Raw genomic sequence first — 13,607 nt, forward strand, 5'->3', positions numbered from 1 at the left:
CCTCCGACCGCTCGGTTCGTAGCCGAGTACTCTATCCAGCTGAGCTACGGATGCAAAATGGCGGTGAGGCGGGGATTCGAACCCCGGATGCAGCTTTTGACCGCATACTCCCTTAGCAGGGGAGCGCCTTCAGCCTCTCGGCCACCTCACCACACAACACGCCTCTTGCGAGTGCTTCGAAGAACTTGTTTCTGCTCTTCGTCGCTGCGATGGCGCACATATTACTTTCTGAGACTTATAAGTCAAACAATTTTTCGAGAGCTTTTTCCGTTTGCACACTTCACGCGCAATTAGCCTGCAAAAACGGCAAAAAGAGTATTTTATCAACAGGAAATAGCCCTTTACGGCCATTCAAAAGCGACAACGAAAAATGACGTACGGCGAATAAAAACAAAAGAGAGGATGTCGCGAGAGAAGAAACAGGAGAAGAAAAGAGAAAAACGACCGCCGGAGGGATGCGCCTCACAATAAAGCGAGGCGCGGAAAGCTTAGTAACTGGACTGCTGGGATTTTTCAGCCTGGATACGCTGGTAGATTTCTTCACGATGTACAGAGACTTCTTTAGGGGCGTTGACACCAATACGTACCTGGTTACCCTTAACCCCTAAAACTGTCACAGTGACCTCATCTCCAATCATGAGGGTCTCACCAACTCGACGAGTCAGAATCAGCATTCTTTGCTCCTTGAAAGATTAAAAGAGTCGGGTCTCTCGCATCCCGGCATTATCCATCATATAACGCCAAAAAGTAAGCGATGACAAACACCTCGCGGTGTAAGCAGTCACGGCATCACATTCTGTTAAACCTAAGTTTAGCCGATCTACACAACTTCAACCCGACTTTATCGTTATCAGTACTTATGACGCAAGGTGCCGTAATCCTCTGGTTACGGCACCTATACCCGTCATACTTCAAGTTGCATGTGTGTTGGCTTTCCTCGCTCACCCCAGTCACTTACTTGAGTAAGCTCCTGGGGATTCGCTGCGTCGCCGCCTTCCTGCAACTCGAATTATTTAGGGTAAATGCGTTTATAGTTATTACAGTTTTGCGCTGACCCAGCCTTTCACACTGGCTAACGCAGCAGGGAGAGCAGACGCATCGGTACCGCCGGCTTGCGCCATATCCGGACGACCGCCCCCTTTACCGCCCACCTGCTGGGCGACCATACCAACCAGCTCCCCTGCTTTCACGCGGTCTGTCACATCCTTAGACACACCTGCAATCAGAGAAACCTTACCATCCGCTACCGTAGCTAATACAACGACCGTCGAACCGAGCTGGTTTTTCAGATCATCAACCATGGTACGCAGCATTTTCGGCTCAACGCCGGCCAGCTCGCTGACCAGCAGCTTAACGCCGTTAATTTCTTCGGCTTTACTGGAGAGATTAGCGCTCTCCTGCGCTGCAGCCTGCTCTTTCAGCTGCTGCAGCTCTTTTTCCAACTGACGGGTACGCTCAAGCGCCGCGCGAACTTTATCGCCGATGCTGTGGCTATCGCCCTTCAGCAGCTGCGCGATATCGCTGAGCTGATCGCTCTGCGCATGCAGGCTGGCAATCGCCCCTTCGCCGGTCACCGCTTCAATACGGCGCACGCCTGCGGCGGTACCGGATTCAGAGGTAATACGGAACAGGCCGATATCACCGGTACGCGCTGCGTGAGTACCGCCGCACAGCTCGGTGGAGAAATCGCCCATCCGCAGTACGCGAACGCGATCGTCGTATTTCTCGCCGAACAGCGCCATTGCGCCGGATTCACGCGCGGCATCGATATCCATAATATTGGTTTCGATAGCCAGGTTACGACGGATCTGCGCGTTGACCAGATCTTCTACCGCACGAATCTCTTCCGGCTTCATCGCTTCAAAATGCGAGAAGTCAAAACGCAGCGCTTTATCGTTAACCAGTGAGCCTTTCTGTGCCACGTGGGTACCGAGGACCTGGCGCAGCGCCGCGTGCATCAGGTGCGTCGCGGAGTGGTTGAGACGGATACGCTGACGGCGAGCCTGATCGACATCGGCCTGCACCGCGTCACCCACTTTCAGGGAACCGCTGGCGACTTTACCGATATGACCAATAGCCTGGCCGTACTTCTGCGTATCGCTGACCGCGAAGGAGAAGCCAGCGCCTTTCAGTTCGCCTTTATCGCCTACCTGACCGCCGGATTCCGCATAGAACGGCGTCTGGTCAAGGACTACAACCGCATCCTGACCCGCGCTGACGCTATCAACCGCTTTGCCGTCGATGAACAGCGCAGTAACTTTGCCGTTCAGCTCCAGATGATCGTAGCCTTTAAATTCCGATGCGCCGTCAACGCGAATCATCGCGTTATAGTCAGCGCCGAAACCGCTGGACTCACGTGCGCGGCGGCGCTGCTCTTCCATCGCGGCTTCAAAGCCTGCTTCGTCAACCTTGATGTTGCGCTCGCGGCAGACATCCGCAGTCAGGTCAACCGGGAAGCCATAGGTGTCATACAGACGGAAGGCGGTTTCGCCGTCCAGCGTGTCGCCTTTAAGCTTCGACAGTTCCTCATCCAGCAGCGCCAGTCCACGCTCCAGTGTGCGCGCAAACTGCTCTTCTTCGGTTTTCAGCACCTGCTCAACCAGAGCCTGCTGCTGTTTCAGCTCTTCACCGGCAGCGCCCATCACGTCGATAAGCGGAGCAACCAGTTTCCAGAAGAAGGTGTCCTTCGCGCCCAGCATGTTGCCGTGGCGAATCGCGCGGCGAATGATTCGACGCAGCACGTAGCCGCGGTTTTCATTCGACGGGATCACGCCATCAGCAATCAGGAATGCGCAGGAACGAATGTGATCGGCAATAACGCGCAGCGACTTATTAGTCAGATCGGTCGCGCCGGTGACTTTCGCCACGCTCGCAATCAGGTTGCGGAACAGGTCGATGTCATAGTTGGAGTTAACGTGCTGCAGAACAGCGGCAATACGCTCCAGCCCCATACCGGTATCAACGGAAGGTTTCGGCAGCGGCTCCATGGTACCGTCAGCCTGACGGTTGAACTGCATGAAGACGATGTTCCAGATCTCAATGTAACGGTCGCCATCTTCTTCCGGGCTTCCCGGAGGGCCGCCCCAGATGTGGTCGCCATGGTCAAAGAAGATTTCGGTGCATGGGCCGCACGGACCGGTATCGCCCATCTGCCAGAAGTTATCAGAAGCAAACGGCGCGCCTTTGTTGTCGCCGATGCGGATAATACGCTCGCGCGGAACGCCCACTTCATTGGCCCAGATGTCGAAAGCTTCGTCATCGGTCTCGTAAACGGTAACCCACAATTTTTCTTTCGGCAGGGCGAACCAGTTCTCACCGGTCAGCAGTTCCCATGCGTATTTGATGGCATCCTGCTTGAAGTAATCGCCGAAGCTGAAGTTGCCCAGCATTTCGAAGAAGGTGTGGTGACGCGCGGTGTAACCGACGTTTTCCAGATCGTTGTGTTTACCGCCCGCACGCACGCAACGCTGCGCGGTGGTCGCGCGCGAATAATTACGTTTGTCGAGACCAAGGAAGACATCCTTGAACTGGTTCATCCCGGCGTTGGTAAACAGCAGGGTCGGATCGTTGTGCGGCACCAGGGAGCTGCTGGCAACTACCTGATGTCCCTTACTATGGAAAAAGTCGAGAAACGCCTGACGGATCTCAGCGGTGCTCTTGCTCATAATTATCCTGAAATCAAGCTACACTTCATCCTTCAAGTCGCCTCTGACCTGGCGGAACGTCCTCTCCCGGTAGTGAACTCACGTACGCCCCAGAAGCTGTTCTCTCTTGCCGCCGTGATGCAGCTTGAATGATTTTGTGTATAAGGAATAATCGCCCTGGACGCTGATTATGCAATCACAAGCAGCGGCCCGACGGAATAAAGTGGGAATAAGATAAGTTTTCTTTAGAGGGAAGTAAAATCCCCGATGGGTCAATCTGCAAAATTTCGCCAGATTTCCTGGATATCTTCTATCAGATAGCCGCGGTACAGCAAAAATCGCTGGATTTTAACTTTTTCAGTAAAGGCGGTAGGTAACGGTTCGCCGTATTTACGCTGCGCCTGCTCTTTCGCCAGCGCCGCCCAGTCGATTTCACACTCGCGCATCGCGCTTTCGATGTCGCTGCGGCCAATGCCCTTTTGATTCAACTCCTGCCGGATACGTGCCGGCCCGTAGCCCTTGCGGCTCCGGCTGGCAATAAACTGGCGAACAAAACGCTGGTCATCAAGATAGCGGTTTTCCAGGCACCAGCCGACCACCTGTTCGAGCTCTTCCGGCGTGATGTCCAGCTTTTCAGGGCCGTTTTTACTCATTACCGGCGCCGCCAGCTTACGCCGAAGCTCCTGTTCGCTATGATCGCGCATCGCCAGAATACGAATTGCGCGATCCAACAGACGCGCATAGCCGGAGCGGCGTGGTGAAGTCTCAGTCACAGGCACCTCGATAATCTAAGAAAAGCAAAAGGGCCGCATCAGCAGCCCTTTGTCACTCTTTTAGACGATATCAGAAATCTTGTTCGGTTTCTTCTGCGTCGTTGCCGTCAACCGCGAAGTCCGGCGTGGAGTCCTGGTTGTTGAGCAGCAGTTCGCGAACTTTCTTCTCAATTTCTTTCGCCGCCGCCGGGTTATCTTTCAGCCAGGAGATTGCGTTCGCTTTACCCTGACCGATTTTGTCGCCGTTGTAGCTATACCAGGCGCCCGCTTTTTCAATCAGCTTCTCTTTCACGCCGAGGTCAACCAGCTCGCCGAAGAAGTTGATGCCTTCACCGTAGAGGATCTGGAATTCAGCCTGTTTGAACGGCGCGGCGATTTTGTTTTTCACCACTTTCACTCGGGTTTCGCTGCCGACAACGTTGTCGCCCTCTTTCACCGCGCCGATGCGGCGAATGTCCAGACGCACGGAAGCGTAGAACTTCAGCGCGTTACCACCGGTGGTGGTTTCCGGGTTACCGAACATCACGCCGATTTTCATACGGATCTGATTGATGAAGATCAGCAGTGTGTTGGACTGCTTCAGGTTACCAGCCAGTTTACGCATCGCCTGGCTCATCATACGCGCCGCGAGGCCCATGTGAGAGTCGCCGATTTCGCCTTCGATTTCCGCCTTCGGCGTCAGCGCCGCCACGGAGTCGACGACGATAACGTCTACCGCGCCGGAACGCGCCAGCGCGTCACAGATTTCCAGCGCCTGCTCGCCGGTATCCGGCTGGGAGCACAGCAGGTTGTCGATATCAACGCCCAGCTTGCGGGCATATACCGGATCCAGCGCGTGTTCGGCATCGATGAACGCACAGGTTTTGCCTTCACGCTGCGCTGCGGCGATAACCTGCAGCGTCAGGGTAGTTTTACCCGATGATTCCGGCCCGTAGATCTCAACGATACGGCCCATTGGCAGACCGCCTGCGCCGAGCGCGATATCCAGAGAAAGCGAACCGGTGGAGATGGTTTCCACGTCCATGGAACGGTCTTCACCCAGGCGCATGATGGAGCCTTTACCGAATTGCTTTTCGATCTGGCCCAGTGCTGCCGCCAACGCTTTCTGTTTGTTTTCGTCGATCGCCATTGTTACTCCTGTCATGCGAGGTGAAGCGCGTTCGCTTCGCCGTTAATATTTGTTCAGTTGAGGCAATTATACTGTATGGTCATACAGTATCAAGTATTTTGTAGAAATTGTTGCCAGAGCAGATTTAACGCATAGGCCGTCGCCTGACGACGCACCGCTTCGCGGTCTCCGGCAAAGCATTCGCGGCGGGTCACGCCCTGCCCGTTCGCACAGGCGACGCCGAACCACACGGTGCCGACGGGCTTCTCCGCGCTGCCGCCGTCCGGGCCGGCGATACCGCTGACCGATACCGCATAGGTGGCGCGCGCCGCGCGTAGCGCGCCAATTGCCATCTCGACAACCACCGGTTCGCTCACCGCGCCGTTATCCAGTAACGTCACTTCGCTCACGCCAATCATCTGCGATTTGGCTTCGTTGCTATAGGTCACGAAACCGCGCTCAAACCACGCTGAGCTACCGGCAATATCGGTCAGCGCTTTGGCTATCCAGCCGCCGGTGCAGGACTCCGCGGTGGTCACCGTCGCGCCCTGCGCTTTCAGCGCCAGCCCAATCTGTTCGCTTAGCTGCATTAATTCTGAATCGGTCATTTTCGCCCCGCTTAAGCCAGATAAAGAGGCCATCAAAGATAGCACTTTCGGCAGAGATATGGGGACGAGCTGGTGATTTTACGAGGGGGGATCCAAAAATGGGCCGTCCCGCTGCAACCAGGACGACCAGACAACCCGTTACTTCATACTATTGACGATGAGCTCGACGTTATGGCGCAGCATTTTAACGTAGCTATCGGCCACGCCGCCCGGCTTAGACAGCGCTTCCGGATAGAGTTCGCCGCCCGGTTGCGCCCCCGTCGCGCCAGCGATTTGCTGCACCAGACGCGGGTCCAGCTGGTTCTCCATAAACCAGGTATGCACGCCATCGGCTTTGATTTGCTTAATCAACGCCGCCACCTGCGCCGCGCTGGCTTCGCTCTCGGATGAGAGTCCCTGCGGCGCGAGGAACGTCACGTTGTAAGCGCGGCCAAAATAGCCGAAAGCATCATGGCTGGTCAGCACTTTACGCTTCGCCTGCGGGATGGCGCTAAACTGCGCCTTCGCCCAGCCGTCAATTGCCGTCAGCTGCTCGATATAACGCTTACCGCTGCTCTGGAGCGCCGTTTTATCCTGCGGGTCGGCTTTCACCAGGCCATCAAGGATATTCTGCGCGTACAACGCGCCATTAGCGGCGCTATTCCAGGCGTGCGGATCGGTCACCGTTTTACCGTCTTCATCAAGGGTATGCGTCTTAACCCCTTTTGACGCCACCACTAATTCGCCCTTAAAACCGGACGCTTTCACCAGCCGATCCAGCCACCCTTCCAGACCAAGCCCGTTGACCACCACCACGTCGGCTTTGCTGAGCAGCGCGCTATCCTTCGGTGAAGGTTCAAAGGTGTGCGGATCGCCATCCGGCCCTACCAGCGTATCGACATGAACATGCTCGCCGCCGACCTGCTGCACCATATCGCCCAGCACCGAAAAGCTGCTTACCACGTTCAGCGTTTTTGCTATCGCCCCCTGCGCCATCAGCCCCACGGCTAACGCCATCACCACTGCACTTCGTTTCATCATTTCCTTACCCCATTAATTTGCGCCAGCCAACGACCAGCCGGCTGCGCGTGCCAAAAAACACTGAAATAAAAAACAGTACGCTGGCGGTCAGCACGATGGCGGGCCCGGCGGGTAAATTCACTGCCCACGAAAGGCTCAATCCCATCCAGGCGCAAAACGCGCCGATCGCCGCCGCCAGCAACAAAATGCCCGGCAGCGTTCGTGCCCAGCAGCGCGCCGCTACCGCGGGCAACATCATCAGCCCTACCGCCATTAGCGTGCCGAGCACCTGGAACCCCGCCACCAGATTCAGTACCAATAGCGCGAGAAACAGGCCGTGCAGCAGCGCCGGTAGCCGCCGCGCGTTGACCTGTAGCCAGGCGCTATCGAACGCCTCGCTGACCAGCCCGCGATAAAACAGCGCAATGCACAGCAGCGTCAGGCTCGCCACGCCGGTGACAAAGAACGCCGCGTCGCTATCCACCGCCAGAATCGAACCAAACAGCAGGTGCAGCAGATCGACGCTGGAGCCGCGCAGCGAGACCAGCGTGACGCCAAGCGCCAGCGAGCCGAGGTAAAACCCGGCAAAACTGGCGTCCTCTTTGAGCGGCGTTCGCCGACTGACCCACCCCGCCACCAGCGCCACCGCGATCCCGGCGATAAATCCGCCAACGCTCATCGCCAGCAGCGACATGCCGTTAAGGAGATAACCCGCCGCCACTCCCGGCAGAATGGCGTGCGACAGCGCATCGCCCATCAGGCTCATCCGTCGCAGCAGCAATAGCACGCCTAACATGGTGGTGCTCAGCGACAGCGCGAAGCACACCACCAGCGCCCGGCGCATAAAGCCAAATTCAATAAAAGGTTGAAAAAAGGTATGCCAGATCATGCCTGCCTCGCGGTGTTGAAGGCGGGAAGCACGCTTGACGTCTCGCCCCAGCGCGCGTGCAAAGGTTCAAGCAGCAGCGTCTCGGGAAAGAAATCGGCCACGCACTGGTTATCGTGCAGCACCGCCAGTATCGTTTGCCCCTGGCGGTGCATATCGACAATAAGCGCCATCAGTTCGCGGCTGGTGGCCTCATCGACGCCGGTAAACGGCTCGTCCAACATCACCAGCGGCGCCTGTTGCACCATCACCCTGGCAAAGAGCATGCGCTGGAACTGGCCGCCCGAGAGCTCTTCAATCGGCGTATTGGCCAGCGCGCTGAGCCCCACCCGCTCGAGCGCCGCGGCGATGCGCTGACGCTCGTCGTCGCCCAGACCGCGCAGCAGCGAGACCCGCGGCCAGGCCCCCTGGCTGACGACATCGCGCACCAGCAGCGGAAACTGTGATTCCAGGGCATGGCGCTGCGCCAGCCAGCCGACCACGGGCCGCCCTTTGCGCCAGTTAAGCCGTCCGCTAACCGGCGGAATAAATCCAGCCAGCGTTTTCAGCAGCGTCGATTTACCGCAGCCATTAAGCCCGACAATCGCCGTCAGGCTTCCCGCCGCAATCACGCCGCTCATCGCCGGAGTGATTGCCATGCCTTCATACCCGGCAACCAGATGATCCAACTCAATCATGGCAGCGCCACCGCCCACCATGTGGCCAGCCATAGCGCCGCCAGCAGTCCGCAGGCGATTGCCACGCGCGCCGCGCCGGATGCCATAAAAACCGATGTGAACATATTCCCGCCCCAATAAAATGTTATAACATAACGATATGGGATTCAGAAAAGAATGTAAATCTGCGTCAGCAAGAGGAAATGTAACAAAGGTCAACAAAAGGCATGCAGAAGGGAAAAAACGGATGGATAAGCGCGGCGTCCCGGGGCTACCAACCGGATACCAGACCGTAGCCCGGATAAGGCGCTACGCGCCGCCATCCGGGGAACTCGAAATATGTCGGCTGGATGAAAGGATCAATACCCGCCGCGGGCCTGCGAAACCGCCAGCCCCAGCTGCCAGACAGCCATCGCGTAGTGGGTGCTGTGGTTATATCGGGTGATAGTGTAGAAGTTCGGCAGACCATACCAGTACTGGTACCCGGTGCCGATATCCAGCCGCAGCAGACTGGCCTGCTGATGGTTGCCAAGCGGCTGCGTTGGGGTTAATCCCGCCGCCGACAGCTGTGAAACGCTGTATTTGGTTTTAAAGCCGTTATCCAGACCCGGCGCCTGGCCCAGCGCCTGCACCGCGACGGTATCGCCGCTCACCCAACCGTGCTGTTTAAAGTAGTTCGCCACGCTACCGATGGCATCAACCGGATCCCACAGGTTGATATGACCGTCGCCGTTGAAGTCCACCGCGTATTGCTTATACGACGACGGCATAAACTGGCCGTAGCCCATCGCGCCGGCAAAGGAGCCTTTCAGATCCAGCGGGTCATCGCTTTCGCTGCGCGCCATCAGCAGGAAGGTTTCCAGCTCAGAGGAGAAATATTCAGCGCGGCGCGGATAGTTAAACGACAGCGTCGCCAGCGCATCGAGGATGCGGGTTTTGCCCATCACCCGGCCCCAACGGGTTTCCACGCCGATAATGCCGACGATGATTTCCGGCGGTACGCCGTAGACCTGATACGCGCGGTTCAGCGCGTCCTGATACTGGTTCCAGAACACCACGCCGTTCTGCACGTTATCCGGCGTAATAAACTGTTTCTTATAGCGTAACCAGGCGCCGTTTGGCCCGGTCGGCGGCAGCCCGCTCGGCGCCTGGCGATCCATCAGTCGCAGCACGTAGTCCAGGCGCTTAGCCTGCGACAGGATCTCCTGGAGCTGCTGTCTATCGAAGCCGTGCTTCGCCACCATCTTATCGATGAACTGCGCCGCCGCTGGGTTATTGGCGAAATCGCCGCCCATCTGCATCACGTTATGCTGCGGTTCCAGCAAAAAGCCGCCGGTTCCGCTCGCCATCTCCGCTTCCGCGGGGGTCTTAGGTTTGCTGCTGCAGGCAGCGAGAAGTGCACATAAAGGGAGTAAAGCCAGATAGCGACGCTTCAACATGGGAATTCCATTTAACAAAATCGGCAAAGGGTAATTATGGTAAAGCATGCGCCCGCCAACAAGGAAGCGGCAATACATTTGCAGACAAAATAGTCCTTTTTTTGCACGTTCTCCGAGTTCGATCCGCACGATAATTTTTTCACTCATCGCGCACAAACTTTCAAAATAAAATATTTATCTTTCATTTTGAGATCAATTTAACACTTTTAAACCTTTCAAAGTGATTAAAATCAGCCTCCAGTTAGCAAGAAAAATAACACGCTGAAGGAGAGAACAATGATTGAAATCGTTACCCACGGCGCTGAGTGGTTCATCGGCCTGTTTCAGAAAGGCGGCGAGGTGTTTACCGGTATGGTGACCGGTATCCTGCCGCTGCTGATAAGCCTGCTGGTGATCATGAACGCGCTGATCAACTTTATCGGCCAGCAGCGGATCGAAAAGCTGGCGCAGCGCTGCGCCGGCAACCCGCTTACCCGTTACCTGCTGCTGCCCTGCATCGGCACCTTTGTCTTCTGCAATCCCATGACCTTAAGCCTTGGCCGCTTTATGCCGGAGAAATACAAACCGAGCTACTACGCGGCGGCCTCCTATAGCTGTCATTCGATGAACGGGCTGTTTCCGCACATCAACCCCGGCGAGCTGTTTGTTTATCTCGGCATCGCCAACGGCCTCACCACGCTAGGCCTGCCGCTTGGCCCGCTGGCGGTGAGCTACCTGCTGGTTGGCCTGGTAACCAACTTCTTCCGCGGCTGGGTCACCGACCTGACCACCTCTATTTTCGAGAGAAAAATGGCGATTCAACTTGACCAGAAAGTGCGTCTGTCAGGAGCGACATCATGACCCGTATTCGTATTGAAAAAGGGACCGGCGGTTGGGGCGGCCCGCTTGAACTCGACGTTGTTGAGGGCAAAAAGATTGTCTATATCACCGCAGGCACCCGCCCGGCGATCGTCGATACGCTCGCCAGCCTGACCGGCTGGCAGGCGGTTGATGGATTTAAAGAAGGTGAACCGGCGGAAAGCGAAATTGGCCTCGCCATTATTGACTGCGGCGGCACCCTGCGTTGCGGCCTCTACCCGAAGCGCCGTATTCCGACCATCAACATCCACGCCACCGGTAAATCCGGGCCGCTGGCGCAGTATATCGTCGAAGATATTTACGTCTCCGGAGTCAAAGAAGAGAACATCAAACTGCTGGAAGATAGCGGCGAGACGGCAGTGCACCCACTCCCCGCCGCGGGCCGCGATTACGATGCCAGCAAGAAGATTACCGAACAGAGCGACGGCCTGCTGGCTAAGGTCGGGATGGGGATGGGATCGGTGGTTGCGGTACTGTTCCAGGCCGGGCGTGACACCATTGATACGGTGCTGAAAACCATTCTGCCGTTTATGGCCTTCGTCTCGGCGCTGATCGGCATCATCATGGCCTCCGGCATCGGCGACTGGATTGCCCACGGCCTGGCGCCGCTCGCCAGCCATCCGCTGGGGCTGGTGACGCTGGCGCTGATCTGCTCCTTCCCGTTGTTATCGCCGTTTCTCGGCCCCGGTGCGGTGATAGCCCAGGTGATCGGCGTGCTGATTGGCGTCCAGATCGGCCTTGGCAACATTCCACCGCATCTCGCCCTACCCGCGCTGTTTGCCATTAATGCCCAGGCCGCCTGCGATTTTATCCCGGTAGGCCTGTCGCTGGCCGAAGCCCGTCAGGATACCGTACGCGTCGGCGTGCCGTCGGTGCTGGTCAGCCGCTTCCTCACCGGCGCGCCAACCGTGCTGATCGCGTGGTTCGTTTCCGGATTTATTTACCAATAAGAGGTTCCTGAAGATGACCGTCATTTACCACACCACTATTACCCGTATCGGCGCCAGCGCGGCGACGGCGCTGGAAGAACAGATGCTTATTACCTTCCGCGAGGGCGCACCGGCGGATATCGAAGAGTATTGCTTTATTCACAACCACGGCGAGCTTGCCGGCCCTTTGGTACCGGGCGCAGAGCTACAGCTCGGCGATCGGCATTATCCGGTGACCGCCGTCGGCGAGGTCGCCGAGCAAAACCTGCGCGAGCTGGGCCACATCACCCTGCGCTTTGACGGCCATCGTCAGGCGGAGTTTCCCGGAACCGTTCACGTCGCGGGCCCGGTACCGGACGCCATCGCGACCGGCTGTGTACTGAAATTTGTTGCTTAGAAGGAGAGAAAGATGAATCAGGTTGCTGTTGTCATTGGTGGCGGACAAACCTTAGGAGAGTTTCTGTGCCGCGGTCTAGCCGCCGAGGGCTACCGCGTGGCGGTGGTCGATATCCAAAGTGAAAAAGCCAGCCGCGTCGCCCAGGAGATCAACGCTGAATATGGCGAAGGTACGGCATACGGCTTCGGCGCCGACGCCACCAGCGAAGCCAGCGTCACGGCGCTGGCTCACGGCGTGGATGAGATTTTCACGCGCGTCGATCTCCTGGTCTACAGCGCCGGTATCGCTAAGGCCGCCTTTATTAGCGACTTCGCGCTGGGCGATTTTGACCGCTCACTGCAGGTCAACCTGGTGGGCTATTTCCTCTGCGCCCGCGAGTTCTCACGGCTGATGATCCGCGATGGCATTAAAGGTCGCATCATTCAGATCAACTCGAAATCCGGCAAAGTCGGCAGTAAGCATAACTCAGGCTATAGCGCGGCGAAGTTCGGCGGAGTCGGGCTGACCCAGTCGCTGGCGCTGGATCTGGCGGAATACGGCATTACCGTGCATTCGCTGATGCTCGGCAATCTGTTGAAATCACCGATGTTCCAGTCGCTGCTGCCGCAGTACGCCACCAAGCTCGGCATTGATGAGAGCGAAGTCGAGCAGTACTACATCGATAAGGTGCCGTTGAAACGCGGCTGCGATTACCAGGATGTGCTGAACGTGTTGATGTTCTACGCCAGCCCGCAGGCATCGTACTGCACCGGGCAGTCGATTAACGTCACCGGCGGCCAGGTGATGTTTTAAAAGGTTCCCGGATGGCGCTGCGCTTATCCGGGCAACAAAACTGTAGGTCGGGTAAGGCGTTAGCCGCCACCCGACAAAAAACGGTACCCGGGTTGTACCCGGCATCACACCTTCAGGAGACATTATGGTTACCGCACTCATTACCGTCGCCGCTATTGCCTGGCTTTGCCAACTGGCGTTCGGCGGCTGGCAGATCCGCCGCTTCAATCGCGCCTTTGATAGCCTTTGCCAGCAGGGCCGCGTCGGCGTCGGCCGCTCCTCCGGGCGCTTTAAACCGCGCGCGATTGTCGCTATCGCCGTCGATGAAAACGATCGTATTTGCGATACGCTGTTGATGAAGGGACTCACCGTCTTCGCCAGTCCGCAAAAAATCCCCACGCTTAGCGGTAAACATCTCGAGGAATTGCAGCCTGATGTGATCTTTCCCAATGATCCGCTCTGTCAGAATGCACTATCATTAGCGCTTAATCCGAAACATGCATAATTTCGTTGTGAAAGTTAATATCTTGCGAAATTAT

Annotated in this window: 14 protein-coding genes and 1 tRNA gene; 5 read left to right on the plus strand and 10 right to left on the minus strand. The window is 57.0% G+C overall.

All coding sequences use genetic code 11. The features are described 5' to 3' along the window. Window positions 1-58: 58 nt before the first annotated feature. The 10 genes from ABLV08_RS08610 to mltB all read right to left on the minus strand — a co-directional run bounded on the left by ABLV08_RS08610 (window position 59) and on the right by mltB (window position 10,113). A tRNA-Ser gene (locus ABLV08_RS08610) sits at window positions 59-151 on the minus strand. A 337-nt stretch (window positions 152-488) separates the two neighbouring features. Continuing rightward, on the minus strand, window positions 489-674 hold the full coding sequence (gene csrA / locus ABLV08_RS08615; RefSeq protein WP_000906486.1) for a carbon storage regulator CsrA: 186 nt from the start codon (window positions 672-674) through the stop codon (window positions 489-491). Between the two features lie 363 nt (window positions 675-1,037). After that, entirely contained in the window at window positions 1,038-3,665 is a 2,628-nt protein-coding gene (gene alaS, locus ABLV08_RS08620; RefSeq protein ID WP_015703239.1) for an alanine--tRNA ligase, read from the minus strand. Window positions 3,666-3,916: 251 nt separating this feature from the next. Beyond that, entirely contained in the window at window positions 3,917-4,417 is a 501-nt protein-coding gene (gene recX / locus ABLV08_RS08625; RefSeq protein WP_045361343.1) for a recombination regulator RecX, read from the minus strand. Window positions 4,418-4,487: 70 nt separating this feature from the next. Further along, on the minus strand, window positions 4,488-5,546 hold the full coding sequence (recA, locus tag ABLV08_RS08630; protein WP_015370055.1) for a recombinase RecA: 1,059 nt from the start codon (window positions 5,544-5,546) through the stop codon (window positions 4,488-4,490). 89 nt (window positions 5,547-5,635) lie between these two features. Continuing rightward, a complete protein-coding gene (gene pncC, locus ABLV08_RS08635; protein ID WP_047077197.1) occupies window positions 5,636-6,133 on the minus strand; it encodes a nicotinamide-nucleotide amidase in 498 nt (165 codons plus the stop codon). 138 nt (window positions 6,134-6,271) lie between these two features. Then, window positions 6,272-7,150 carry a metal ABC transporter substrate-binding protein gene (locus ABLV08_RS08640; protein WP_045388878.1) on the minus strand — a complete coding sequence of 293 codons (879 nt, stop codon included), beginning with the start codon at window positions 7,148-7,150 and terminating at the stop codon, window positions 6,272-6,274. 7 nt (window positions 7,151-7,157) lie between these two features. Further along, entirely contained in the window at window positions 7,158-8,021 is an 864-nt protein-coding gene (locus ABLV08_RS08645; RefSeq protein WP_015370052.1) for a metal ABC transporter permease, read from the minus strand. After that, window positions 8,018-8,728: an ATP-binding cassette domain-containing protein gene (locus ABLV08_RS08650; RefSeq protein WP_162182307.1), complete on the minus strand. Its 711-nt coding sequence runs from the start codon at window positions 8,726-8,728 to the stop codon at window positions 8,018-8,020. Before ABLV08_RS08650 ends, ABLV08_RS08645 begins: the two co-directional genes overlap by 4 nt. Before the next feature lie 305 nt (window positions 8,729-9,033). Next, window positions 9,034-10,113, minus strand: a complete 1,080-nt coding sequence (gene mltB, locus ABLV08_RS08655) for a lytic murein transglycosylase B (RefSeq protein ID WP_020078114.1) — start codon at window positions 10,111-10,113, stop codon at window positions 9,034-9,036. A gap of 276 nt (window positions 10,114-10,389) precedes the next feature. Between mltB and ABLV08_RS08660 the strand changes: the two genes are divergently transcribed. From ABLV08_RS08660 to gutM, 5 genes are all read left to right on the plus strand, one after another. Further along, entirely contained in the window at window positions 10,390-10,953 is a 564-nt protein-coding gene (locus tag ABLV08_RS08660) for a PTS glucitol/sorbitol transporter subunit IIC (protein ID WP_015370048.1), read from the plus strand. Next, window positions 10,950-11,921 (plus strand): PTS glucitol/sorbitol transporter subunit IIB, encoded by a 972-nt coding sequence (locus ABLV08_RS08665; RefSeq protein WP_032712390.1) that lies wholly within the window; start codon window positions 10,950-10,952, stop codon window positions 11,919-11,921. Before ABLV08_RS08660 ends, ABLV08_RS08665 begins: the two co-directional genes overlap by 4 nt. A gap of 13 nt (window positions 11,922-11,934) precedes the next feature. Beyond that, window positions 11,935-12,297, plus strand: coding sequence for a PTS glucitol/sorbitol transporter subunit IIA (srlB, locus tag ABLV08_RS08670; protein ID WP_015370046.1), 363 nt, complete (start codon window positions 11,935-11,937; stop codon window positions 12,295-12,297). Between the two features lie 12 nt (window positions 12,298-12,309). After that, window positions 12,310-13,089, plus strand: coding sequence for a sorbitol-6-phosphate dehydrogenase (gene srlD / locus ABLV08_RS08675; protein ID WP_008806161.1), 780 nt, complete (start codon window positions 12,310-12,312; stop codon window positions 13,087-13,089). Between the two features lie 124 nt (window positions 13,090-13,213). Next, window positions 13,214-13,573 (plus strand): transcriptional regulator GutM, encoded by a 360-nt coding sequence (gutM, locus tag ABLV08_RS08680; RefSeq protein WP_015703248.1) that lies wholly within the window; start codon window positions 13,214-13,216, stop codon window positions 13,571-13,573. Window positions 13,574-13,607: the final 34 nt, after the last annotated feature.

It is taken from the genome of Klebsiella sp. CN_Kp088 (assembly GCF_040064335.1).
Lineage (GTDB): Bacteria > Pseudomonadota > Gammaproteobacteria > Enterobacterales > Enterobacteriaceae > Klebsiella > Klebsiella aerogenes.